Origin of the sequence: Nitrobacter winogradskyi Nb-255, assembly GCF_000012725.1 — a bacterium.
In the GTDB taxonomy this organism is placed as follows: Bacteria; Pseudomonadota; Alphaproteobacteria; order Rhizobiales; family Xanthobacteraceae; genus Nitrobacter; species Nitrobacter winogradskyi.
This window is the reverse complement of record NC_007406.1, coordinates 1,687,633-1,711,309: the sequence shown is the minus strand read 5'-3', so window position 1 is coordinate 1,711,309 and position 23,677 is coordinate 1,687,633. Positions and strand designations below refer to the sequence as shown.

At 62.3% G+C, this 23,677-nt stretch carries 29 protein-coding genes and 1 tRNA gene; 20 read left to right on the top strand and 10 right to left on the bottom strand.

Annotation, left to right across the window (positions count from 1 at the left end; translation table 11 throughout):
* Positions 1-93: 93 nt before the first annotated feature.
* Positions 94-870 carry an outer membrane protein gene (locus NWI_RS08195; protein ID WP_011314834.1) on the bottom strand — a complete coding sequence of 259 codons (777 nt, stop codon included), beginning with the start codon at positions 868-870 and terminating at the stop codon, positions 94-96.
* A 457-nt stretch (positions 871-1,327) separates the two neighbouring features.
* Between NWI_RS08195 and NWI_RS08190 the strand changes: the two genes are divergently transcribed.
* Entirely contained in the window at positions 1,328-1,819 is a 492-nt protein-coding gene (locus tag NWI_RS08190; RefSeq protein WP_011314833.1) for a single-stranded DNA-binding protein, read from the top strand.
* A gap of 42 nt (positions 1,820-1,861) precedes the next feature.
* Here NWI_RS08190 and NWI_RS08185 read toward each other — a convergent pair.
* The 7 genes from NWI_RS08185 to NWI_RS08145 form a co-directional block, all read right to left on the bottom strand.
* A tRNA-Arg gene (locus NWI_RS08185) sits at positions 1,862-1,933 on the bottom strand.
* Complete coding sequence (locus NWI_RS16910) at positions 1,914-3,164, bottom strand: tyrosine-type recombinase/integrase (protein ID WP_011314832.1); 1,251 nt, start codon at positions 3,162-3,164, stop codon at positions 1,914-1,916. Before NWI_RS16910 ends, NWI_RS08185 begins: the two co-directional genes overlap by 20 nt.
* 585 nt (positions 3,165-3,749) lie before the next feature.
* Positions 3,750-5,009: a phage Gp37/Gp68 family protein gene (locus NWI_RS08170; RefSeq protein WP_011314831.1), complete on the bottom strand. Its 1,260-nt coding sequence runs from the start codon at positions 5,007-5,009 to the stop codon at positions 3,750-3,752.
* 192 nt (positions 5,010-5,201) lie between these two features.
* Positions 5,202-5,471: a hypothetical protein gene (locus NWI_RS08160; protein WP_011314830.1), complete on the bottom strand. Its 270-nt coding sequence runs from the start codon at positions 5,469-5,471 to the stop codon at positions 5,202-5,204.
* Entirely contained in the window at positions 5,468-5,698 is a 231-nt protein-coding gene (locus NWI_RS08155) for a hypothetical protein (RefSeq protein ID WP_011314829.1), read from the bottom strand. Before NWI_RS08155 ends, NWI_RS08160 begins: the two co-directional genes overlap by 4 nt.
* 85 nt (positions 5,699-5,783) lie before the next feature.
* Positions 5,784-6,029, bottom strand: coding sequence for a hypothetical protein (locus NWI_RS08150; protein ID WP_011314828.1), 246 nt, complete (start codon positions 6,027-6,029; stop codon positions 5,784-5,786).
* An 83-nt stretch (positions 6,030-6,112) separates the two neighbouring features.
* Entirely contained in the window at positions 6,113-6,487 is a 375-nt protein-coding gene (locus NWI_RS08145; RefSeq protein ID WP_041344927.1) for a helix-turn-helix domain-containing protein, read from the bottom strand.
* A 92-nt stretch (positions 6,488-6,579) separates the two neighbouring features.
* Here NWI_RS08145 and NWI_RS18585 point away from each other — a divergent pair, with 92 nt between their 5' ends.
* Positions 6,580-6,786 (top strand): helix-turn-helix domain-containing protein, encoded by a 207-nt coding sequence (locus NWI_RS18585; RefSeq protein ID WP_041344925.1) that lies wholly within the window; start codon positions 6,580-6,582, stop codon positions 6,784-6,786.
* Between the two features lie 8 nt (positions 6,787-6,794).
* On the opposite strand, the gene NWI_RS08135 is transcribed toward NWI_RS18585, so the two are convergent.
* Positions 6,795-7,067 carry a hypothetical protein gene (locus NWI_RS08135; RefSeq protein WP_011314827.1) on the bottom strand — a complete coding sequence of 91 codons (273 nt, stop codon included), beginning with the start codon at positions 7,065-7,067 and terminating at the stop codon, positions 6,795-6,797.
* Between the two features lie 98 nt (positions 7,068-7,165).
* Between NWI_RS08135 and NWI_RS16455 the strand changes: the two genes are divergently transcribed.
* On the top strand, positions 7,166-7,558 hold the full coding sequence (locus NWI_RS16455) for a hypothetical protein (RefSeq protein WP_011314826.1): 393 nt from the start codon (positions 7,166-7,168) through the stop codon (positions 7,556-7,558).
* A gap of 224 nt (positions 7,559-7,782) precedes the next feature.
* Here NWI_RS16455 and NWI_RS17590 read toward each other — a convergent pair whose 3' ends face one another.
* Entirely contained in the window at positions 7,783-8,055 is a 273-nt protein-coding gene (locus tag NWI_RS17590) for a hypothetical protein (RefSeq protein ID WP_011314825.1), read from the bottom strand.
* A 122-nt stretch (positions 8,056-8,177) separates the two neighbouring features.
* Between NWI_RS17590 and NWI_RS16450 the strand changes: the two genes are divergently transcribed.
* The 17 genes from NWI_RS16450 (at position 8,178) to NWI_RS08040 (ending at position 23,650) form a co-directional block, all read left to right on the top strand.
* Complete coding sequence (locus tag NWI_RS16450) at positions 8,178-8,798, top strand: DUF2312 domain-containing protein (protein WP_011314824.1); 621 nt, start codon at positions 8,178-8,180, stop codon at positions 8,796-8,798.
* A gap of 144 nt (positions 8,799-8,942) precedes the next feature.
* The gene (locus NWI_RS08115; RefSeq protein WP_011314823.1) at positions 8,943-9,218 is read left to right on the top strand and encodes a hypothetical protein; all 276 of its coding nucleotides are present in this window, start codon (positions 8,943-8,945) and stop codon (positions 9,216-9,218) included.
* Positions 9,215-9,748 carry an HNH endonuclease gene (locus NWI_RS08110; RefSeq protein ID WP_011314822.1) on the top strand — a complete coding sequence of 178 codons (534 nt, stop codon included), beginning with the start codon at positions 9,215-9,217 and terminating at the stop codon, positions 9,746-9,748. Before NWI_RS08115 ends, NWI_RS08110 begins: the two co-directional genes overlap by 4 nt.
* Positions 9,745-11,997, top strand: a complete 2,253-nt coding sequence (locus tag NWI_RS08105) for an MT-A70 family methyltransferase (RefSeq protein ID WP_011314821.1) — start codon at positions 9,745-9,747, stop codon at positions 11,995-11,997. The genes NWI_RS08110 and NWI_RS08105 overlap by 4 nt, the downstream gene beginning before the upstream one ends.
* Positions 11,994-12,536 carry a DUF7220 family protein gene (locus tag NWI_RS08100; protein ID WP_011314820.1) on the top strand — a complete coding sequence of 181 codons (543 nt, stop codon included), beginning with the start codon at positions 11,994-11,996 and terminating at the stop codon, positions 12,534-12,536. The genes NWI_RS08105 and NWI_RS08100 overlap by 4 nt, the downstream gene beginning before the upstream one ends.
* A gap of 74 nt (positions 12,537-12,610) precedes the next feature.
* On the top strand, positions 12,611-12,742 hold the full coding sequence (locus tag NWI_RS18470) for a hypothetical protein (RefSeq protein WP_283805214.1): 132 nt from the start codon (positions 12,611-12,613) through the stop codon (positions 12,740-12,742).
* Positions 12,739-13,473, top strand: a complete 735-nt coding sequence (locus NWI_RS08090; protein WP_011314819.1) for a hypothetical protein — start codon at positions 12,739-12,741, stop codon at positions 13,471-13,473. The genes NWI_RS18470 and NWI_RS08090 overlap by 4 nt, the downstream gene beginning before the upstream one ends.
* Positions 13,470-13,862 carry an ASCH domain-containing protein gene (locus NWI_RS08085; RefSeq protein ID WP_011314818.1) on the top strand — a complete coding sequence of 131 codons (393 nt, stop codon included), beginning with the start codon at positions 13,470-13,472 and terminating at the stop codon, positions 13,860-13,862. Before NWI_RS08090 ends, NWI_RS08085 begins: the two co-directional genes overlap by 4 nt.
* Positions 13,859-15,055, top strand: a complete 1,197-nt coding sequence (locus NWI_RS16445; protein ID WP_011314817.1) for a helix-turn-helix domain-containing protein — start codon at positions 13,859-13,861, stop codon at positions 15,053-15,055. Before NWI_RS08085 ends, NWI_RS16445 begins: the two co-directional genes overlap by 4 nt.
* Entirely contained in the window at positions 15,052-15,756 is a 705-nt protein-coding gene (gene nusG, locus NWI_RS16440; RefSeq protein ID WP_011314816.1) for a transcription termination/antitermination protein NusG, read from the top strand. Before NWI_RS16445 ends, nusG begins: the two co-directional genes overlap by 4 nt.
* Before the next feature lie 379 nt (positions 15,757-16,135).
* Positions 16,136-16,366 carry a hypothetical protein gene (locus NWI_RS18230; RefSeq protein ID WP_244375005.1) on the top strand — a complete coding sequence of 77 codons (231 nt, stop codon included), beginning with the start codon at positions 16,136-16,138 and terminating at the stop codon, positions 16,364-16,366.
* 245 nt (positions 16,367-16,611) lie between these two features.
* Positions 16,612-17,082 carry a P27 family phage terminase small subunit gene (locus NWI_RS08065; protein ID WP_011314814.1) on the top strand — a complete coding sequence of 157 codons (471 nt, stop codon included), beginning with the start codon at positions 16,612-16,614 and terminating at the stop codon, positions 17,080-17,082.
* Positions 17,057-18,469 (top strand): site-specific DNA-methyltransferase, encoded by a 1,413-nt coding sequence (locus tag NWI_RS08060; protein WP_011314813.1) that lies wholly within the window; start codon positions 17,057-17,059, stop codon positions 18,467-18,469. The genes NWI_RS08065 and NWI_RS08060 overlap by 26 nt, the downstream gene beginning before the upstream one ends.
* Positions 18,402-20,270, top strand: a complete 1,869-nt coding sequence (locus NWI_RS08055; RefSeq protein WP_081431720.1) for a terminase large subunit — start codon at positions 18,402-18,404, stop codon at positions 20,268-20,270. Before NWI_RS08060 ends, NWI_RS08055 begins: the two co-directional genes overlap by 68 nt.
* 12 nt (positions 20,271-20,282) lie before the next feature.
* Positions 20,283-21,557: a phage portal protein gene (locus NWI_RS08050; RefSeq protein WP_011314811.1), complete on the top strand. Its 1,275-nt coding sequence runs from the start codon at positions 20,283-20,285 to the stop codon at positions 21,555-21,557.
* Entirely contained in the window at positions 21,535-22,380 is an 846-nt protein-coding gene (locus NWI_RS08045; RefSeq protein ID WP_011314810.1) for a head maturation protease, ClpP-related, read from the top strand. The genes NWI_RS08050 and NWI_RS08045 overlap by 23 nt, the downstream gene beginning before the upstream one ends.
* A 10-nt stretch (positions 22,381-22,390) precedes the next feature.
* Positions 22,391-23,650, top strand: a complete 1,260-nt coding sequence (locus tag NWI_RS08040; RefSeq protein ID WP_011314809.1) for a phage major capsid protein — start codon at positions 22,391-22,393, stop codon at positions 23,648-23,650.
* Positions 23,651-23,677: the final 27 nt, after the last annotated feature.

Genomic DNA, 23,677 nt, shown 5'->3' with positions numbered 1-23,677 from the left:
ATTCTTGCGAACACGCACTGGATCCCGACGCAAAAAAAAGGCCGGCGAAAGCCGGCCTTGAGGAGTTTACCAGGGAAATCGGATCAGGCGCGATCAGTACCGCGCGATGGCGGGGCCACCCCAACGGTAATTGATGCGCGCGGTGACGATGTCCACGTCCTGGCTGATGTTGTCCGTTCCAAACAGCGTACCGGCGGCTCCGGCAACGCCATTGTTGGTGAAGGTGTGCCTGCTGTTGCCCATGAAGATGTGATCGTACTCGAAGGCGAGCGACCAGTTCGGCGCGAACCCGTATTCCAGGCCGACGCCCACGACCGCACCCCAGCGGTTGTTGTTGACACTGTCGGTTGCCTGAACGCCGGTCGCGGTAACAAGGCTCCGGTATCGGTTGGACGTCACGGCGGCGCCGCCCTTCACATAGAGCAAGGTGGCATCCCAGGCGTAACCGATCTGGCCGGTGAACAGGCCGAACGCGTTCAAATTGCTGTTGTTGGTGAAAGCCGGGAAGGCGAGGCTGACATTGCGGCCGCTCAGATCAGCCCAGTTGCCTTGAGCCTCGAGGCCGAACAGCCAGTTGGTGGCCTGCCAGCGATAGCCGATCTGGCCGCCGGCCGTGCCGCCGGTTGCGTTATGGCAACCTTCGTTCGCGACGAAAACACCTGCGGGCGTCGTGAAGTCCCAGCAATTCCTGCTCGATCCCCAGCCACCGTTCGCACCGATGTAGAAGCCGCTCCAGTCGTAGATTGCGGCCATCATTGGAGGAGGGGCCTTCGTATAGGGACGTGGAGCAAGGTCGGCCGCGGCGGCTGGCGCAACAGCGCCGAGGCCAATAGCAAGAGCGCTGACGGCTCCGATCAGTAGCTTGCTCATTTCGATCCCCCTGATTATTCTTTAATTTCAACCGTTAAAGCGCGAGCGCCGGTATTCACCCCGAAATTTGTGAATCATTTATACTCTCCGACGCGACAAAATGCCGTCTCTCAAATGCAACACGTTAGCTCAAATCGGTTAGCTCAAATTGGTTCGGCCCGTGTGCTGAAGGTGGGGGAAACCCCGTGTGCTGAAGGTGGGGGAAACCAAGGCCAATACCGCGAGAACCTGAGCAGATTTCCGCCTTTCCCCACTTGAGAACAAATATAGAACTCCATATACGAGGTGTTCGATCGTGGATAACCCTTCGATCGGCCTCTCGGCGCGGCGAGGGGAGTGTAAGCTTGCCTGAACGCCTGCCACGGCTGGATAGAGGGCAGGGATTTGAAGTGGAACGCCTGTTTGGGCTATCGCCGGTTTGAGCTAGCGATCGGGACGGGACAATTGGAGAACGGCGATGGCGGGTAGCGTGAACAAGGTTATTCTGATCGGCAATCTCGGCGCCGACCCGGAGATCAAGCGGACTCAGGACGGACGCCCGATCGCCAACCTGCGGATCGCCACCTCGGAAAGCTGGCGCGACAGAACGAGCGGCGAGCGCAAGGAAAGGACGGAGTGGCACCGAGTCGTGATTTTCAACGAAGGTCTCTGCAAGGTTGTTGAGCAGTATTTGAAGAAAGGCTCGAAGGTCTACGTCGAGGGACAGTTGCAGACCCGTAAGTGGACCGACCAGAACGGCGTCGAGAAATACTCCACCGAAGTGGTTCTTCAGAACTTCAATTCGACGCTGACGATGCTCGATGGCCGCAATAGCGGCGGGGGCGGCAATTTCGGACCTGACGATGCCGGCAGCGGCTTCGGGTCCGGAAGTCCATCCGGCGCCGCGCCGCGCCGCGCCGCGCCCGCCAGCAGCCATCGCGGCGACATGGACGACGACATTCCGTTTTAGGCGGATGAATGAATGTAAGCCTGCTCGGCGTAGCGGCGATTTTGGCGATCCCGGCAGGATTCGAACCTGCAACCCGCGGAGTAGAAATCCGCTACTACGGTTCCGAATTGCGCCGTGAGCGCAAAGGCTTGTCGGTTGTTGCTGAAGTGCCTCGGGATTTATTACAGGGATTCCCCGCGACTTCTACCGCACACTCTCGCTCGACGGCGCGACCTGATTCTAGCTTTGCAACCGCCTGGCGCTCGGCGGCGCTGGTGCGCTCCATCCCCTCGCGTAGATCCTCAACCAGCACGTCGGCATAGAATTCCGCGGTGATTTTGATGTCGGTATGGCCAAGCAGCTTCTGCACGAGCCTGAGGTTGCCCGTCTCTCGCAGGGTGCGGGTGGCAGCGGTATGGCGCATGTCGTGGATTCGGGCCTTCACGCCGGCGCGCTTGGTGGCGTAGCGCCAGTGTGAGACGAAGCCGTAGACCGTGATCGGGTAGCGTTGGCCCCGGATGTACTGCTGCCCGTTCTTGGCGTTCTTGTTGGTGCGGCGGGCGATGAAGGTGAAGACGGCCTCCGGGTGGTGGCCCCGGCGGGCCCACAGAAGGGCGTAGGCCTCTTTCGTCAGCGGGATCACGCGCGGGACGCCCCCTTTGGTGATGACGCGCACTACGGCCTGCTCAAAGTCAACCTGGGGCCATCGCAGCAACACGCTGCCGCGGCGCAGCCCGGTAATGACCGCGAAGCGCCGTAGCGCCGCATAGTCGGCATCCTCCTCGGCGTCGATCGCGGCTTCCTCGGCGTGACCGATCTCGCGAATTGGCCGTTTGGTCTCTTTGAGCCAGTGCTTCTCCCATTTCGGCGCTCGCGGCACCACGGCGTTCCAGTTGTCGACTGCGCGGTTGATGACGCGGCGCAACAGGCCCGTGGTGGTCTTGTTCACCCGTTTGTTGCTGATCGGGCGCCACAACTGCACTCCGTTATCGTCGCGGCCGGCGCGGACCCGGTCCTGCCGCCGCTCGGCGATCAGGCGGGAGAGCGTGTCGTCGGTGATGTCGTGCAGAAACGTCCGGTCGCCGATAATGTCGCGGATCCGGCCCAGCGCATGCTGCATGTCGCGCTCGGAGCCCCGGCTGCCAACCTCGGCCCACCAGCGGTCGCAGGCGGCACCGAGCCTTATGGGTTCGCCCGCGGCGACGGTGATGGATTTGACCAGCTCGCGGGCTTTGGCTTTCTCCGCGGTCTCGACGGCCTTCGCGTCACGTTCACACGTCTTTTTTGTTGATCCGGAAAAGCGATAACCTGAGATTTGAAAGTCGAACTGCCAGTATCGGGAGCCCTTGATGGGATAGACGGACATTCGGCAATCTCGTGCAGCGTCAGGAAGAATCCTGCGACGTCGGCGGCGGTGAAGACCCAGCGCGGATGCTTCCGGCCAAAGCCCTTGATCCGGCCCCTCAGGTGGCCGGCCTCACGATGCCTTCTCAGCGTCTTCACGTCCATGGGGATGAGGCGGGCCAGCTCCGGCATCCCGAGGGTCGCCGAGCGCATGAACGCGGCCTGCAGGGCGTCGGGTAGGGCGGGGGCCGGCGTCACCGCGCGGTCTCTGGCATGGCGTCAGGCCGCTGAGGCCCGGTTGGCTGCTCGAACACTTCCGACCGGTCTGTAACCGACACAGTTATGCCGCTATTTGGGAATGGATTGAGCGAGCAGCCCGTCGTTAGTCGGGCCGGACGCCAAGGTATTTTAGAACCAAAAGGAAGTTTCAAATGTTGATTGAAGACGACGATGTTGCTAAGCTTGAGGGCATGGAGCGTGTTGCGATGCGCCACGTGCGGGTATGCGGAAGCGCTAACGAATGGGAAAGCGCTAACGAATGGCTCGCCATTGTTCGGTGCTGGCTCTCGGAAGCGCGACAGCTCAGGGCTGGCATCGTAAACTAAGGTCATCGCGGCGCGCCCCTCACCGAAATGGGAGCGCCGCGAGTCTGCTCGTCGAGCGCGTCGCCGGCATTTTGGATGCTCGGCCGCTGACGGGCGATTAGCTGCTCGGCTACTGCCTTTGGCATGGCGTCATAGGTGACGCCGTCGAGCAGCCGGCCAGTTGCGGATTTGCTGTAGCGTTGCATCAGATGCACGCTATCGCCATGGAAGCCGCAGCCGCCGGCCAAGTTGAGGATGCGAAATTTCTCGGGCGAGCGGCTAGCCCGGCCATAATCAGCACGCCAGTCCGGATCCTCCTTGTCGCGATCGACGATAGGGTACCAGCTTCCCCACTGCTTGAAGAAGAACGGCACGCCGGCCGCGGCGCACTGATCGCGGATGGACCGCGCCCAATCCGGATGCATCGGCCGGGCGTCGGGGCCGGATTCGCCGCCGACGATGACCCAATCAAGCGCGTGTTCGCGGTGCGGGCCATCACCGCCCTCGTTATATCCTCGATCATCCTTGAAGCTGTAATAGTCGCCCGTAGCCAGAGAGTTGAAGGTCCAGCCCATATCGCTATCGTCTGGCGTGCCCGGAACGTGCGTGGCTTTGATTGCCGTTAGATCTATCGGCCCTAGCAGCGGCTCGGCGCTGATGAAGTGCACCGCCGCCGGCGTAGCCAGCAGGTCCGGAATCCGTTCGTCGGCTTCCTTCTGCCGCTCGGTGGAGACGCCGAGCCAGACGTTCGCAAGCGGCCATGTGGGCGTCGGCGGGTCGTAACTGAACTTCGGGAGGCGTCCGAGCGCGCGCGCTACGTCGTTCTTTGTAATCGGTAGTGTGCCAGGAGCACATGCATCGGGCAGCACGACCTGCCAGTCGCCCGCACGCGTGCAGATGTAGTCCCGCATCCGCGCGCTGCGCTTCGTCAGCACCTGATAAGTGTGCTGCGGCGTCAGCGCCATCACGGCGAAGATCTGGTCGATCCATTCGTCGGGCACCGATTCGTGGAATAGGTCGCCGTGCGCGCAGACGAAGATGCGCCGCGGTCTCTTCCAGCCGAGCGGTTGCGTCAGCCATTCAGGGTTGAGCCGCACCGCGCCGTTCCACACCGGACCGCCTTTGGTCATGGTGGTGAGGTTCGCGCGGGACGGGTGATGCTTCAGGCGCGTGCCTGCAAGCCGCATCGCGTAACAGTTGGTGCAGCCCGGCGAGACGACGCTGCATCCGGTGATCGGTTGCCACGTCGCATCGGTCCATTCGATGGTGCTGTGCTCAGCCATGGTTGCGGTTAGCCTTTTCTGCTACGTACTCGGCATCCGCGCGCAACAGAAACGGAAGGTATCCGTGCAATTGCGGCACGAGCTCTCCGGTCACGTTCAGTCCGGACTTCCCTCGATCGGCGACGAACCAGTAGGGCCATTCGTCTGTGCGATCGGACGCGGATCGCGCAAAATATCGTTGCGGTTTCGAGTTCATGAATGCCCCGCGCGTTCGTGCGGTGGAGCCGCGTGGGGTTCGTCAGGCCATGTCGGCCGCGTGCCGGTGATGTCCGTCAGCATGTCGGACACCGCCTCCTGCATCAGCGCCATAAACAGGTTCTTGCGTGTCACGTCGGCGACGAGGCGTATGTGGATCGAGCCGAGCAGGATCGCGTCTTCCATCGTGTCGGGAAGCGCATAATAGGCGTTCCAGAATTTGCCCTCGCACCGCATCGCGAGGCGGCCTGTTTTTCTCCGCTTCATGCGACCTCCTGTTGCGCCGGCAGCCGTCGATAGACGCGCTGGCCGCTGGGGCCGGTCGCGATGATCCGGCCGCCGATCGCGAGCTGGCGCAGCACGATGCGGACGTAGGCCGGCGTTGAGATTTCGCCGATCGCGAGAAAGACGCCGCGCGATGAGATCGGCGCGCCGTCGGCGGGCAGGGCGTCGAGCACTTTCGCGATAAAAGCAGGCGAGGGGCGGTTTCTCATCGGGGCACCTGCCATGTGTCCACGATGGTGCCGGCGAGTAACACTCCGACGTAAAGCCAGAGCAGAATGTTGGTGGCGATCCTGCTCATGACGCCCTCGCCATTTCGGCGGCCACGATTTCCTGCCGGGCGGCGGCCAGGGCGTCGTCGATGAGCGTGGCGATCTCGCCGTAGCCGTAGCGGCGGGTGGCCATCAGCGAGCGAATGGCGTCACCCTCGGTGCCGGTCGCCTCGAAGTGGATGAGATCGGCGGCCATGCGGTCAATGAGATCGCCGGCCTCCAGGCGGGGCAGGGTTATGACGTTGCTTTGGGCGGTATCGCTGGGCGCCATGGCGCGTCTCCCGATTTGGTGTCGGGAGAATGTTACGCCATGCGAAACTTTTCAGCAATGAGAAAAGTACGATACTCGTAACTTCAGTTTTGGCCAGATCCGCGACGGGCTTTGTCGGCCAACTTGAGGTCGCGCATGTAGTCGAGTGCTTTGGTTTTCGCTTCAGGACTCAATTCGTCGTAGACGCGAAATCCTTTTGCCTCGTCGGAGTTGTCGGCGTCGGGGTCTCGGTAGAGCAGGGACCACGTGTCTACGGAAAGCGCCCTGGACAAGGCGTCTAGGTAATCTTGGTCCCAGCCCTCAAGGTCCCGCTCTTTCATAGTTACGCGAGTCTTATTGGTTCCGAGCAGATCGGCGAGCCCCTGCTGCGTAAGGCGCCGGGCGAGTCGCCACGCAAGGAAATACGTTTTGTATTTCGGCTTGCGTCGGCCTGTGGATTTTTGCTTTTCCTTCGACATGTCAGCAGGTTACGTTAAGCGTAACGCTCTGTCGTTCCCGGATGGCGAAACTGTCTGTTGCGGAAAGTTACGAATAACGTAACTTTCCGAGCATGAGCGATTCGGCTGTCCACCCCCTCAAAGCGTACCGGAAAGCCCAAGGGATGACCTTGGAGGAACTCGCCTCTCGTGTGGGCACCACGAAGTCGTGGCTTTCGCGTATCGAGAGCGGCGAGCCTCCGGGGTCCTCGTTGATCGGCCGGTTGGTTGCGGCCAGCGATGGTCAGCTGACGCCGAACGACTTTTTCAGGGCGGCGTGATGATGCTGCTACGTCAAGAAACTCGCAATCGGTACCGCGCTCAGAAAGGGGCCGCCCTCGAGTACTGCTCTGGTCTGGCGATACGCGGTGGGCAAAATCTCCTTCGGAATGACGACGCGACCGATCACGATGTGTTCGATCTCGGTTCCGTAGTTTCGCCTCGCATACAGCGTGAATCTGACGCAGGCGTTCCCAGCTTTCTCTATCGACGCAAACCCTTCGGCAAAAAGGTCGGGTACGCGATCGGGGTCGATCAGCCCCTGCAACACTTCGTTTTTCAAGATTGTTCCCCTTCTGGCGTTTCCTCAGCGGCCTTAGGCCTGCGGGAAATCTCACAGATCGGGTCTGAGCGAAGGGTAAAAGTCGGCGGGGTTCAATCATGACCCGACCGAGCCCGACCGGCGCAAAACTGTCAAAAACCGGCGCCGATCATTCGATCGGTAAATACCGATCAATCGATCGGTGGTTTTCGCGGGTGGTCGACGCGCTTCGCCGTGAACATCCCGACAAGCTAGCGCAAACGCTGGCGGATTACGCGCATCGGCCGCAGCGCGTCTGTGAATTGTGGCTCGCCGGACGGCAATCGCCGAACGGCGAGGCGCTGGCCTCGCTGCTCCGCAGCCCGATTGGCGGCATCGTTCTCGATGCGATCACCGCCGGCGCTGAAGCCGAGTGGATCGCGCGCGACCGCAGGGCGCGGCGGCTTCTCACCATTCATGAGCGCGAGGCCGAGCTTCGCCGGGAAAAAGCGCAAGCCCTGGAGGATGTCTGATGAACATTCAGTCCTTTCTGAGTTCGTTCAACGCCTCCTGGCCGACCGCGTCGTTCGACGAACGGGACCGGGTTACGCAGGCCGCATCGCGATTATCCGATTCCGATCGAGAGGCGGCGCTTGCCGGCGTCGCACCCTTCCTGGCCGAGCTGGAGCGGCTTCGCCGCAGATACGTGCCCGCCGGTTGGAAATATCTGGAAGAGAAGCGCTGGAAGTTGCTGCCGTCAACCGGGCGGCAGCTTGGCGAGCGCATCCTGCAGCGCGGCGGTGAAATAGCGCCGGCTGATAGCAACCCGGGCGACCGGAACGGTCGGGTCGCTATAGGGGTCACCGAGTTCGGGACGGCTAGCGCGAAAGACAAAGCGCAGTATGCCGCCGCTCTCGAATATCTGCGCGGCATCGCTGAAGACCTCGGGCGGATGCAGATCAAGGTCATGCAGGCGATCGATGTGATCGGTCGCGAGTCCGTAGGGCCACTTTCGTTCGTCGTCGCTCATCGCGAATCTCCTTCATCGGTTGGTGTTGCAACCCCGATGGTAGCCGAGTCGGACGTGGCGTCATCCGCCATGCCCGACTCGGCGCACGATGCTGATCTGCAGAGATTGAAAAGGGGCGTCCGATGACGACGGCCCGCGCCGAGGCGCGTTCGCGCCTGAAGGATTTCATTGAGCGCATCGAGCGGATCGCGGCCGATCGGCGCGATCTCGGCGACGACATGAAGGCTGTATTCGCCGAGGCCAAGGCCGAAGGCTTCGACACCAAGGCGATGCGGCGCATCATCAAGCGGCGCGACAAAGACCCGGCCGAGGTGGCCGAGGAAGATTCCATTTTCGAGACCTACATGGCGGAACTCGGCATGACGCCCGAGGCGCCGTTGCCGTCCATGGTTCGCGCGCTCGGCGTCGACGTGCTGGCGCGCGAGCAGGTTATCGACGTGCTGTCGTCACTCATTCCGAACAATGGCGAGATCATCGCCCGCGTCGGCGGTGATCCGATGCGGTTGTGGCGCGACGAAGAGGGCCGGGCCTATGCCGAGGTTTATGTGCCGCCGGCGGCTGCACCGAAGGAAAAGACCGGCCGCGCGCTGAAAACGCCGGCGACCGTACTCACCATGGTGCCGGGCGGAAAGCTTGCAACCAGCGACGACGTCAGGCGCAAGGCCGACGCGGCGGAGAAGCGCAGCAAGGTGAGCAAGCCCGACGAGGATCCTGACAGCGACGACGAAGGCGAGGACGCATGATGCGCGCCGCCGCTCTGCTCAAGCCGCAGCCGGTCGACCTTATCGCGCTCGAGCAGGTCGATCTGTCGCCCACGGCGTGGCGGTAACGTCGATGCAGGCGCATGGCGGCCTCAACGATTTCAACGATCTCATTCAGGGGTGATCATGGGCAAGTATCGCAAGAAGCCGGTCGAAATCGAGGCATTTCAGTGGCTCGGCCGTTCGAGCGAAGTCGGCGCGCCGGAGTGGTTTCGATCTGCCCTGAAGCATGTCGGCACCCCAGGTTCAGTTTGGATTGATGGCGACAGTGCGCAGATTTTCACGCTGGAAGGGATGATGGCAGCGCGGCGTGACGACTGGATCATCCGCGGCGTGGAGGGTGAAATCTATCCCTGTAAGCCTGACATTTTCGAAGCGACCTATGACGAGGTAGACGAATGAGCGGCTACGACAAAACGCTCGCCGACAAGCTCGACGCGATCGCGCCGATCGTCACCCATCTCCTCAAGCCGCAGCCGGTCGAACTTATTACGCTCGAGCAGGTGGATCTGTCGCGCACGGCGTGGCGGCTGATTCCGCTGTCGGAGCGCCGAGGCGTCTATTGCCTGGTTGATGCTGACGACTATGGCTGGCTCACCGAGGTGACCTGGAACATCAGCTGGGGCTCGCGAACGCCGTGGCAGCAATATGCCAAGCGCAATGTCGGCTCGGGCCGCGCCACGGTGCGCATGCATCGCGAGATCCTGATCCGGCACGACCCGCGATCTGATCGGTTCATGGCGAAGCGTCATGTCGATCACGTCAACGGGCAGACGCTGGATAACCGTCGCTGCAATCTGCGCTGGCTCACGCCCGGCGAAAATGCCGCCAACCGCCGCCCGCGCGGTCGTGTTCCGTCGCTGGAATCCATCATCGCTGAACTGCTGACCGCGCACGCCGCTGGCGGCGCCATGGCGGAGGTGCCGTTTTGACCGAACTCGTCAAATACGAGGAGGCGCGTCGACTTTTGGCTGAAGCCGTCGCTGTCGACGAAGTGAAGTTGATCCGGGATCAAGCCGTCGCACTTGCGGCTTATGCGCGCCAAGCCAAAGACCGCGAGATAGAAGTCGCTGCGGCGCAGATCCGCTTTCGGGCGGAGCAGCGACTCGGCGAGATGATCATCGCGCAGAAGGAAACCGTTGGGCTTGCCAAAGGTGGTCAGCCGTACCGCAATCCTACCTGTTCCGACAAGGAACAGGTAGGAACGCCGGTCCCGACACTCGAGCAGGCTGGCATCGACCGCAAACTGTCCTCGCGTGCGCAGCGCATGGCGCGGCTGCCGGAAGACAAGTTTGAGGAACTGCTCGAGCGTCATGCTGACGAGGTGCGATCCGGCGTGCGCGTCACAATGGATCTACTGAAGGTCGGCGAAGAGGCCGATGGCCGTGAGCGTCGCCGCGCGCTGCAGCAGGCGCTTTCGGATGAAACCGCAAGACTGCCGACCGGCCGCCGGTTCCCGGTGATCTATGCGGATCCACCCTGGCACCGGAAGCAGGGCGTCACCGGCCGCTCTTACGAGAACCACTATCCCACCATGACGTGGGACGACATCTGCGCGCTGCCGGTCAAGGATCTGTTGCTGCCGGATGCCTGGGTGTTTCTCTGGATCCCGCGCGCGCACATGTTCGCGCTGCATGCCGTCGATATGGAATTCGCGACGGATGACGGTTGCGTCATCACCCGCAAAGTGCAGCTGCCGTTGGCCTGGGCCGTGGCGCGCGCCTGGGGCTGCGACAGCTACTCGACCGCCTTCGTCTGGACCAAGACCGACGAAGAGCACCCGGAAGATCAGGGCGGCGGCGTCATCACCTTTGACCAGGACGAGATCCTGCTCCTGTTCAAGCGCGGCCGCGGTCTGCCGAAGCCCGACACGAAGGAAAAGTTCGGCTCCAACCATCGGGAGCGCTCGAAGCCGCTCGGCCATTCCCGCAAGCCGGAATTCTATCGGGAGATGATCGCCACCATGTGTGGCGGGCTGCCGGTGATGGAATTGTTCGCGCGCGTCGATGCCGAGCACCCGCTGCCGCCGAAGTGGGAAGGGTGGGGAAACCAGACAAGTCCATCGTCCGGCGACAACGAAATCGCGGAGACCGTCGCGCCCGGAAGTACGGCCGACGAGTCAACCGCCGGGAACGCGACGATGTTGCCCGTCGCGGCTCCCACCCTTTCCGCCGATGATGGGCTGGATCTTCCGGCTTGTCTGCGGCGTACGAAATCTGAGGTGCCGTCCGGCGCGTCAGACGGGGGCAGCGAGAACACGTCCAATCTCAGCGTGAGCGGAGATGCCGACCGCGAGCAACAGCGCGACACTTTGGGCGTGACAGCCGGGAGAGACCGGCAACCAACATCGCCAATGTCCGAGTTGGTGGAATGGAAAGTTCTCGGCGCGATCGACGCGAACGTCAGCATATCTGGCCCGATCGATGGACTGATCGAATCCGGCCTTGTTGACTTCGACTTCGACAAGCTTCTGTTTCTAACTGACGAAGGTAAAGAGCGGTTCGCTGTCCTTGAGCAGAAATTCAATCCTGCGCCGGAATCAGATTCGTTTGTCGGATCGGCCGATGCGGTTGACGAAATCGCCGATGAGGTTGTCGGTATCGCCGATGCGGTTGATGTCGGCGAGCCTGAAATGGCCGGGGCGTCGGCGGGTCCGTTGCCGTCGACGCCCGATAGTGGGCCCGACGAATTCACCATCCTCAAGGCGTTCGCGAATTCCGCGACCCGGGACCGGTTCAATATCATTGGTCCTGTTGCTTCCGACTACATCGCGCGCGGATTGGTGTTCAAATACGACACCATTACGGATTGGGGTCTCACTGCCGCCGGCTACGATCGGCTAGATGAGCTGAAGCGCGAGCGCGCCGGCCTTGCGCCGAAGGTCCTCACACCGCCGGCGGTCTCTGATCTTTCCGACGACGAGCAGGAGATGCGCGAGGTGCTGGCGGCGATTGCCGGCGCTTATCGTTCCGATCTGTCAGCGACCCGGCGCGCGACCTACGAGCGCGACCTGATCGGGCTCGGATTTCTTAGCGTCATCGACGACTGCGGCGGTCTCGCCGTCACCGAGGCCGGACACGCCTGGCTGCGAGAGACCGAAGCCGGCAGCGCGCCGCCGCCGCTCACGCAGCCGGAGCCTTTGACGCCGGTGCAGATCAACATGTTTGGGGCTGTGAGATGAAACAATCGAAATGGATGTCGGTGCTGGAAAGCATCATCAATATCGTGGTCGGCTTCGGCATCAGCATGACGGCGCAGGCCGTCTTCCTGCCGATGCTGGGCGTGCCGATCCCTTGGCATGCAAATTTCGTCTTCGCACTGATCATGACCGCGATCTCGATCGTGCGCTCGTTCACGCTGCGGCGGCTGTTCGAGGCGCTGCATATCCGCCGGCCGCTGTCGCCGTTCATGCAGGCCGTGATCGCGGAGCGCTATCGGCAACAGGACGTCGAGGGCTGGGACGCGGCGCATGACGATGAACATGCGCGGGGCGATCTGGCGCGTGCGGGCGCAGCATATCTGAAGCAAGCCGATTGTCACCTAATTGAAGGCGCCGATGTCGGCCGCGACGCAAAGTTCTACCTCCCGCTCTTTTGGCCATGGGAAATCGAATGGTGGAAGCCGACCGGCTTCCGTCGCGATCTCGTCAAGGGGTGCGCGCTCGGGATCGCCGAGGGCGAGAAGTTCGATCGCAATCGTAGCCGCAAGGTGCAGCGATGACGTCGGCCCGTCACAGATGGAGCGAGCCCGCGCGGTTCGAGCACAAGTCCGAACGAGAGTGCCGGCGGTGCGGCATGGTCAAGGTCACGCGGCATGAGGCTGACGGCCCACGCGACGTGCATTGGACCGAATTCTGGCGCGGTTGCGAACAGCTTCCGGCGCAGCCGACGCCGCCCTGCGATGCGCGGCTCGAGGTGCGGTCATGACCGTCTCTGCCGACGAAGAGCACATCAGCCTTACCGAGGCGATCGCGCTGTCTTTGCAGGATTACTGGAATTCGATCGGCCTTTATCTTCCGCATTGTCGTGCTGAAGATATCGCCCGCGCCTCGCTCTTGCGTCTACAGCCACGGCGGACAGCTCTCCGCGATCTCCGTGAGCTGGATGGCCTTGGGCTCGCGGAAGAGACGCGCGTGCGCGAGCTAGCTTTTCAGGATGCCGTTGCTGAACTGGCGAGGCGATCGGCTACTGACGGCGATCAGGATTGGAGCGAATGCAAGGTCGCCGCGATGCTCGCTCAGAAGCGGGATGATATCTACTACTGTGACAGCAGCTGCCGAATTGATGAGTTGCCGCCGCCACTGTTCCGTATGGGATACGAGTGGGCCGCGCTGTCGATCATCAGGATCCTTGAAGGTGTGCTGGCAAAGCCATCTGAAGACATCTGCGCGACCACGGAATTTCAGCACATCGGGAAGGGTCTGTACAAGCAGGTCGGAGAGCCGCGCCCGAGCGATCCACGCCGCCGCGCCGCCCTCGATCTGATCAAGGAAATCGAGCGGTACGGCCAGAACGCTTTGCGCGGGATGTTCTTTCGCTCGAAACGCAAGAACGCCTACGCGCCCGCCGATGACGCAGCGCTCGCCGAGCTGATCAAAGAGAAACGAGAGACGCTTTCGGGTGGGTTGTTCCAGTGCGCGCGCGGGGGTGGCGCATGAAAGCCATCAGCATTCGCCAGCCCTGGGCATGGGCCATCCTTCACGCTGGCAAGGACATCGAGAACCGCGACCGGCGCTGGAATTTGCGCGGGCGCATCGTTGTGCACGCCAGCGCGACGATGACGCGCGCCGAAATGCTCGCGATCGACGACATTGCTTCTTTCGGTCTGAGGCCGCCGACCGTCGCCGACTTCCGCGCGTGCGGGCTGCTCGGTGCGCTCGTCGGCACGGTCGAGATCGTCGACTGCGTGCGCGATCATCCTTCCCTCTGGTTCTGTGGCCCGTTCGGCCTCGTACTGCGTGAACCGCGTCCCTTCAAAACACCAATCCCGTATAAGGGCGCGCTCGGAGTTATGGACGTGCCGGACGGGATTTTGCCGCCGGAATGATCATGCCATCGCCCCGCTATTCCATCATTCCCGCCGGCGCTGTCACCGACCGCTCGCTGGAGCCGCGCGACCTGCAGGTGCTGTGCCTGCTTGGTCGGCACACCGACGATATGGGCTGGTGCCGGCGCAGTCAGGTGAAGATGTCCGCCGAGCTCGACTGCGGTCGCGCGACCATTCAGCGCGCCCTGGAGCGCCTGGTCGGCGCCGGTTGGGTGCAAATGAAGCGCCGCGATCTTTCTGATGACGATGACACCAGTCGTCATCCAAGCGCGAGCTATGCATATCGCGTATTGCTCGACCAGGAGGAGTCGGGCAGGGGGTGCCCACCAGCGAGCACCCCGCATCCGGTGCCAGATTCGTGCGGTCCGGCTCCGGAGGGGGTGCCCATAGATGAGCACCCGGGTGCCCACCCTGGGCGGGCACCGGGTGCCCACACATACGTGGGCACCAAGAACGACCCCTTAGAACGACCCCATCTTGAACGGGAGAGAGAGCGCGCGCGCGAGGGAAAGACCGAACACGAGTCGGTTGCCCGCTTCCTCACTACGTTCGAGGCTCGCTGGCCTACGGCTGCGCTCGACGATCGTCAGCGAACGGCTTACGCCGCAGCCGCGCTCACGGCTCAGCAACGTGAAGCAGCACTCGGAGCCGTCGCTGGCTTCCTCGCCGAGCAAAAGCGGAGAAAGCGCGATCGTGTGCCGGCCGGCTGGAAGTACCTCGAGCAGAGGCGATGGGAGCTGCTCTCTGCGGCCAAGCCGGAAGCGCCGGCGTCAACCGTGCATCATCCGCCCGGGAGCGCCGCGGCCGCAGCGCTGGCAACGTTGCATCAGATCGCCATGCTCGAAACGTTCTTTCTGAAGGTCCACCGTTTGGCCGATGGCCGCGTGAGCTGGCGCGGCGAGACGACGCCCCGGCTTCTGGCGCTGGCCAACGCGCCGCCGCGATCGCAGTGGATCGCGTTGAACAATCAGCAAGCGGCGGCATGGGATCGATATCTGGCTGACCACGTCACGGTCGCGACGCGCCGGCGGATCATGGAAGGCTCGATGGCGCCATGGCCATGGCCACCCAGGAAAGACGGGACGGTTTATCTGGAAACAGCCGACGAAGCGTCGCCCGATGAATCGGTCGCCTCCGATGACGTCATAGGTAACGTTGCGCAACACGACCAGCATGGGGAAACGCGATCATGATCGGTGAACTGCAACGGCTTGAGATCGGCCAATTCGTCGGAACGGTTGATCTCGATGCGGTGCGTGGTCCGGCATCGGTGCCGATGCAGCCGAAGTACTGGTTCATTCTGCGCACGCATCCGGGCTGCGAGCGTAAGGTCATGCGGGAGTTCGAGCGGCGGAATATCAGCGCCTATTGTCCGTTGATCGCAAAGCAGCAGCGGGTGGTGCGCAGGGTGCATGGATCGAGCTGGACTTATGAGATCAAGCGGCTCGTCCAGGTGCCGCTATTCCCGCAGCTCGTGTTCGTGCCGGACTTTGAGCGCGTGCCGGCCGATATCGGCGGTGTGTCGGGATGGTTGCGGTTTGGCGGGTGGCGCGCGCGCATTCCGTCAGAGCGCGAAGCGACCTCAGATCGTGTGGCCTGCATGGCGGACATTCATGCGCTGGTCGCGATCGCGAATACGCCGCAAAGCAAGCGCGCCGCGCGGTTCGAGATCGGCGCTCTCGTGCGCATTGTGGATGGACCGTTTCGCGACTTTTCCGGTCGCATCGAGCGACTCGACTCCAAGGGGCGACTCAAGGTAGCCATCGAGATATTCGGACGCCTGTCGCCGACCGAGATGTCGGAAGCACAGATCGAACCGTCACCGGGTCCAACGGATACCTGCACGGTTCGTGAGGGGCGAAAGCCTCGGCGAGGCAGCTTCAGCTGCCGTTGAAGGGATTCCGCTCAAAAAGCTCCGCCATCGTGCGGGGCTTTTTGCGTCTAGGGATGTAGCGGTGATCGCCATTGGCCGTTGCACCTGTAGTGAGTTGGTGAGTGCGCCGTCTGCAGCAATGCAGGCGGCGCTTTTCGTTTAGGAGTAGCGGCGGTGCTCATGCTGCCGCTGACGCCTCCCAGAGACTTGGCCTGCCGGTGTCCATGCCGCGCAGGCCTTTCTTTTGAGTATGCCGACCGTTTCCGACTACGATGCGCGCCGTGGTTCTGCTCGCTCTCGTGGTTACGATGGGCGCTGGGATCGTGCAGCGAAGCAGTTCAAGTGGAAACATCCGCTTTGCCTCGGTTGCAAAGCAGAGGGCAGGGTAACGCCAACGGCAGTGGTCGATCACGTCGTCCCGCACCGAGGCGACATGGTGCTGTTCTGGGATCAGGACAGGTGGCAATCGTCCTGCGATTTCCACCACAACGTGGTCAAGCAGCAGCTCGAGCACATGTTCGATCGCGGCGCGCTTCCGGAGGCCGAGCTGTGGTTGGACTCGGCGACAGCGGTCGCGATCAGCCGTCGCGAGCGAGCGGTGATCGGTGTCGATGGTTGGGTTGGAGGCTGATCCGCAGCGCGGTATTCGGCTCCGCAAGTGGCCTGGTCACTCGGCGGCTTAAAATTATAAGAATAAAACGCCGATCTTCGACGCACCTTGAGTCAAAAAAATGCCTCCATGTGGAATCCCGATCCAAAATTTTTCGACCATGGGATGACCCGGGGGGGCAAAAAACTTCGCAGGGTTCCGCTTAGGGACCGGCGGCCCCCCTTCGGACGCAAAAAGTTGGAATTAAATACAAAAAGCCACCTTTGATGCGCGGTGCTAAACCAAAGCTCCGAAACGTCATCCCGATGCGGCCGGATGACGTCGATGCGGAAAAGCTTCGCAAGAAGATGATGCAACGGGCGATCCGCCGGCTGATGCCGCGTGATCTGCCGGCGGAGGTCGAGAAGGAATACAAGCGCGTCGCTGCGATCCTTGCGGATCCATCGGTCGACCGTCTCAAGGCGCGCTACATCGACACGATTATCGAATACTGCCGCTGCACCGTTCGAATGCGCGGCCTGCGGGCGTCAATGCCGACGCTGGCGCACGAAATCTACCGCGTGAAAACGCGCAACGGCGATCAGGTGAAAAGCCACCCGCATGTTGCGCAGGTCAACGAGAGTTGGCGGCAGTGGCGATCGCTCATTGCGATGCTCGGTCTGTCGCCGACCGATGAGCGCAACCTTCTGCCCGGTCAGGGCGACCTGTTCGATGAAAATGACCAATACTTCGACTAAGCCAAAGCGGACCCGGAAGCCGAAGGCCGAGACGCCGCGCGTCGAGCTTGAGCCGATCGGGCCGCGCGCGGCCAATCGCGTTCGCGAGGAGACCTGGCCGATCGACCAGCTGCGGCCTTACGATCGTAACGCCAAGAAGCACGACCAGGCGCAGCTGGATCAGATTCGGGCCTCGCTGCGGCAATATGGGCAGGTGCACCGCGTGCTGGTCGATGAGGCGGGTATCGTTATCGCTGGCCATGGTCGGCTCGAAGCGCTGAAGCAGGAGCAGTTCGCCGAGGTTCGCGTCCTGATCGCGGTCGGCTGGGAGGAGGCGGAAAAGCGCAAGTTTCGTCTTGCCGATAACCAGCTCACCATGTCGACGGGCTGGGATGAGAAGCTGCTCAAGGGCGAAGTGCTCGAGCTTGGCGCGCTCGGCGTTGAGCTGGATCAGCTCGGTTTCGAACCCGGCAGGATAGCTGGCCTGCTGCATGAGCCGACTGCTGGTCTCACAGATCCGGATGAAGTGCCCGAGCCGCCGCCGGTGCCGACATCGCGGCGCGGCGATGTGTGGATCCTCGGGCGTCACCGCATCACCAACGGCGACTCCACCAATCCGGAGGATGTCGCGCGCGTTCTGGCGGGCCGGGTGCCGCATTTGATGGTCACCGACCCGCCTTATGGCGTGAAATATGATCCGGCCTGGCGGCAAGCGGCGGGCGTCACGTCAAAGGATGCGGCGACCGGCAAAGTGCTGAATGACGATCGCGCCGATTGGCGGGAGGCGTGGGAGCTGTTTCCCGGTGACGTTGCGTACATCTGGCACGCGGGCGCCTATTGCGGCGACGTCGCCAATTCCCTCACGGCCTGCAGATTCAAGATTCGGGCGCACATCGTTTGGGTGAAGCAGCGGCATGTGCTCGGGCGCGGCGATTATCACTTTCAGCATGAGCCGTGCTTCTATGCAGTGAAAGAGGGGGCGGACGAGCGCTGGCATTTCGTGCCGGAGCATGAGGTTGCGACTTACACCGTGCGCGACGGCGAGCGCGGTCATTACGAAGGCGGTCGGAAGCAATCGACCGTCTGGAACATCGAGCATGTGAAGTCGGAGACTGGCCACGGCACGCAAAAGCCGGTGGAGGCCATGAAACGGCCGATCGAAAACAACTCGCAGCCGGGCGAGATGGTCTATGAGCCGTTTTCCGGATCCGGCACCACCCTCATCGCGGCCGAAATCACCGGCCGCAAATGCTTCGCGATTGAGCTGAATCCGCTTTACGTCGATGTCGCCGTGAAGCGCTGGCAGCAATTCACCGGCCTTGTGGCTACCCTGGAATCCGATGGACGAACTTTCGACGACGTTGCCGCCGAACGCGACGCCGAGCGTCGCGCCGCCGCCGCAGCCTGATCTCGAACCGGAGGATGAGGTCACGGCTTATGCCGTGGCCGTCCTGGCTGGCGAGATCGTGGCGGGTCCGCTTGTGCGCCTCGCATGCGAGCGGCATCAGCGCGACCGCACTTCTGGTGAGGAGCGCGGCCTGGTGTTCGACGTCCATGCCGCGCAGCGCGCGATCGGCTTCTTCCGTGACGTGCTCACAGTTGAGGTCGAGGAGCGCGACGAATATGGCGAGGTATCGACCTATGCGTCGCCGTTCAACCTGCAGCCGTGGCAGGCATTCATCATCGGCTCGCTGTTCGGGTGGAAGAACGCGCTCGGTTTCCGGCGTTTCCGCCGCGCCTATGTCGAGATCGGAAAGGGCAACGGCAAGTCGCCGCTTGCCGCCGGCATCGGCCACTACATGCTGCTCGGCTGCCGCAAGCTGCGCGCCGAGGTCTACTCTGCCGCCACCGACAAGGATCAGGCGGCCATTCTGTTCCGTGACGCGGTTGCGATGTGGGAACGATCGCCGGCGTTGCGGCGGCGCCTGAAGCCGAAGGGCGCGAATCCGGTGTGGGAGCTGCACACCAGCCGTCCCGGCGTGAATTCCTACTTCAAGCCGATCTCGTCCGACAAAAAGGGCAAGTCCGGCATTCGCCCGTATTGCGCGCTGATCGACGAAGTGCACGAGCACCCGGACAATTCCGTCATTGAAATGATGCGCGCCGGCACCAAGGGCAACCAGGAAGCGTTGCTTTTCGAAATCACGAACTCTGGTTTCGACAAAAAGACGGTCTGCGGGCAAGAACACGATATGTCCGTGCGGATCCTCAAGCGCGAATTCGAGAACGATGCCTGGTTCGCCTTCATTGCTAATCTCGATGAGACCGACGATCCGTTTGAGGATGAGAGCTGTTGGCCGAAGGCGAATCCGAACCTCGGCGTTTCGATCCAACCCGCATTCATCCGGGAGCAAGTGCAGGAAGCGCAAGGCATGCCCTCGAAAGAGGGTCTGGTCCGTCGCCTGCACTTCTGCCAATGGACGGAATCGGCGACATCAGCCATTCCGCGCAAGGTATGGGAGGACTGCGAAGGCGATGTCGATGTCGACAAACTCACCGCGGACAACGTGCCGTGCTATGGCGGCCTCGATCTCTCCCGCGCGCGCGACCTGACCGCCTTCACGCTGACATGGCTGCTCGATGCGACGAAAGATCAGTGGCGATTTGCTTCTAAAACGTGGTTCTGGACGCCGGCCGATACGCTGAAAGAGCGCGCGAAAACCGACCGTGCGCCCTATGAGCTATGGGTCCAAAAGAAATTCATGGAGGCGGTGCCCGGTCCGCGTATCAGGTATTCCTGGGTGGCCGACGCGTTGCAGCAGCTTGTGGCAAAGTATCATCCGGTGATGATCGGCGCCGACCAGTATGGTCTCGAGCAGCTCCTGGACGCGCTCGGCGAAAAAGGCGGGACAATACCGGCCGAAGTCCATCCGCAAGGCTTCCAGCGCCGCATCATTGGCGAACGGGAGGGCGATCGAAACCGCGAGACTGGCGCCGACGACATCGTTTGGTGGATGCCTGACTCCATCAACAAGCTTGAGGCTGCCCTGCTCGAGCAGCGCATCACCGTCGCCGTGAACCCGGTCATGCGCATGTGTGCCGGCGGCGTGGTCTACGAGCAGAACCGCACCGGGCATCGCATGTTCAACAAGGACAAGGCGACCACCCGCATCGACGGAATGGTGTCGCTGGCCATGTCGATCGGCGTGGCGACGTCCATGCGAGACGACTCGTCAATTTACAGCAAGCGCGGCGCGCTGGTCCTTTAACCGGAAAATCGCATGGGCCTTTGGTCACGTATATTCGGGAGCGGTGCTTCTCCGGAACCGCGCGCCGCGATTCAACCGGCGGGCGGCGGCGTTGTCATCACGACGTCGGAGCAGCTGGAAGAGGCGCTCCGCACCGGCAATGTTACCGCGTCCGGCATGACGGTGACACCGGACAAGGCGATGCGCGCGTCGGCGGTGTATGCCTGCGTGCGCATTCGATCGGGCGTTCCGGCCAACATGCCGCTGCATATCAAGCGTAGGGTGGATGCTCGGACGCGGGATGACGCTTCCGATCATCCACTCTGGTCGATCTTCCGACGCCGGCCTAACCGTTGGCAGACGCCGTCTCAGTTCAAGCGGATGATGACGGCGCACCTCTTGCTACGTGGGAATGCCTACGCGCTAATCGTTCGATCTCGCGGCGCCGTGAAGGAGTTGATCCCGCTGCACCCCGATCGCGTTAAGTGCGAGCAGCTCGATAGCCTGGCGTTGGAGTATACCTACACCCGCAAGGATGGCCGCCGGGTCGTGCTGACTCAGGCCGAGGTCTTTCACCTCGTTGGTCTGACGCTCGATGGCGTCCATGGCGTCTCCGTCATTACCTATGCGCGCGAAACCATCGGCCTATCGCTGGCGCAGGAAGATCATGGCGCGACGGTGTTCAAGTATGGCGCTCGCCCGTCCACGGTGCTTGTTCACCCGAAAGCGCTAGGCCCGGAGGGCATCGAGAATCTACGGTCGAGCCTCGATGAGTTCCGGGCTGGAGGCGATAAGGAGGGCAGGGCGCTGATCCTCGAAGAGGGGATAGAAGTTAAGCCCCTCGCTATGACGGCCGAAGACGCGCAATGGATCGAGAGCCGAAAGTTCTCACGTTCCGACATCGCCATGTTCTTCGGCGTACCGCCACACATGCTTGGCGACACGGAAAAGAGCACAAGCTGGGGCACCGGCATCGCATCGCAGACGCAGGGCTTCGTCACGTTCTGCGCGGAAGACGATCTGACCACATGGGAAGAGACGATCAACCGCGACCTGATCGTCGACAATGACAACGATATCTACGCCCGGTTCAATCGGGCGTCGCTGGTCAAGGGCGACATCAAGATGCGCTGGGAAGCGCATGTGAAGGCGCTTCAGTGGGGTGTGATGAGTCCGAATGAGGTTCGTGCGCTCGAAGACCTCAACCCGCGCGAGGGTGGCGACATCTATTATCCGCCTCCGAATACCGCCGGCGGCGACGACAAACCCGAAAAGGATGATGGCGATGAGTCTTCGCAAGCTGCCTGAGGCGCGGACGTTTCAGCGCCCGCAGAATTTTCAATGGGACGCGCCCAGCGACGTTCTCGCTCGCTGGTCCGAGACTCCGCGTGCCGCCGCGTCCGACGACGATGCCACCATCAGCATGTACGAGGTGATCGGCGAGGATTGGTGGTCGGGCGGCGGTGTGACGGCCAAGCGCATTTCCGCAGCGCTGCGCTCGATCGGAGACCGCGACGTTACCGTCAAGATCAACTCGCCCGGCGGCGACATGTTCGAAGGCATCGCGATCTACAATCTGTTGCGCGGCCATCCTGCGAGGGTGACGGTCGAGGTGCTGGGCTGGGCGGCGTCCGCCGCCTCAATCATCGCCATGGCCGGCGATGAGATTCGCATGGGTCTCGGCACCTTCATGATGGTGCATAACGCCTGGGGCGTCGTTATCGGCAATCGTCACGACATGCGCGAATCGGCCGAGCTGTTTGACGGGTTCGACAGCGCCATTGTGGATATCTACGAAGCGCGCACCGGCCTGAAGCGCTCCGCGATCGAAAAGCTGATGGACGCCGAAACCTTCATGGGGCCGTCCGAGGCTGTCAAGAATGGCTTTGCTGACCTGGTCGATGACGCCATCGGCGCCGACCAGTCGGAAGCCGAGAACTCTGTCGCTGGCGCGGTGAACGCCCGGCGGCGCATGGATGCTGCTCTTGCGAAACAGGGCGTCCCGCGTGTCGAGCGGCGGCGCATGTTCGCAGAGCTCGCAGGGGGCACGCATGACGCTGCCCCGACAGCTACGCATGACGCTGGCTTAGTCGCTGCCGCCCGGCAGTTCATCAACGCAATCCGGTCATAGGGAGACCAGCATGACCATCGCAATGAAATCCCGCGCCCGCGGGCTCGTCGCCGCGCGCGCCGATGCCGGCAGCGCAACGGCTATCCTCAACGAGCTGCGCCAGACATTCGAAACGTTCAAAGCCGAGCGCGAGAAAGAAATCGCTGACCTTAAGAAGGGTTTGGGCGATGTCGTGCAGTCAGAAAAGGTTGATCGCATCAACGCCGAGATCACGAAGCTGCAGGAACAGCTGGACCAGGTGAACTCGTCGATCGCCGCTCTCAAGGTCGGCGGCGCTGGCGACGACAAGCCGCTGGCCGCCGAGCGTCGCGAGCATGCGAGAGCCTTCAACCAGTTCTTCCGCAATGGCGCGGAAAACGGCTTGCGGGATCTGGAAGTGAAAGCCGCGTTGCGCACCGACAGTGATCCGGATGGCGGCTTCGTCGTTCCGGACCAGATGGAAGCGGCCATTGACCGCGTGCTCGGCACAGTGTCGGCGATGCGCGCGATCTCGCGCGTCATGTCGATTTCGTCCGGCACCTATAAGAAGTTGGTCAATCAGGGCGGCGCGGTCGGCGGTTGGGTCGGCGAGCGGCAGGCTCGCCCAGCGACCGCCACTCCAACGTTGGTGGAATTGGCCTTCCAGGCGATGGAACTCTACGCTAACCCGGCGGCGACCCAGACGCTCCTCGATGATTCCCGCGTCAATATCGAGCAGTGGCTCGCCGATGAGGTATCGATCACCTTCGCTGAAATGGAAGGCGCGAGCTTCATCATCGGCGACGGCGTCGGCAAGCCGCGTGGGCTTCTTTCCTACGACACGGTAGCCGATACCTCTTATGCGTGGGGCAAGCTCGGCTATGTCGTCTCCGGAGTGGCGGCAGCGATGACCGACTCGTCGCACAACGGCGCGGATGCGCTTACCGATCTGGTTTACTCGATCAAGCAGGGCTACCGGCAGAATGCGCGGTTCCTCATGAATCGGAAGACGCAGGCCGCGATCCGCAAGTTCAAGTCGAAAACCGAGGAATTGTATCTGTGGCAGCCGTCGATTCAGGCCGGTCAGCCGGCGACGATCCTCGGATATCCGGTGACGGATGACGATAACATGCCGGACGCGACCGCCGGCGGGAATTTCCCGATCGCCTTCGGCGACTTCCAGCGCGGCTACCTGATCGTTGACCGCATGGGCGTGCGCGTGCTGCGCGACCCGTTCACCAACAAGCCTTACGTGCACTTCTATACCACTTGTCCGTCGTCAGATAATTTGAGACTGATCAGACATTTCTAGAAGAGAGGCTCTGGTTCATCTGTGGTT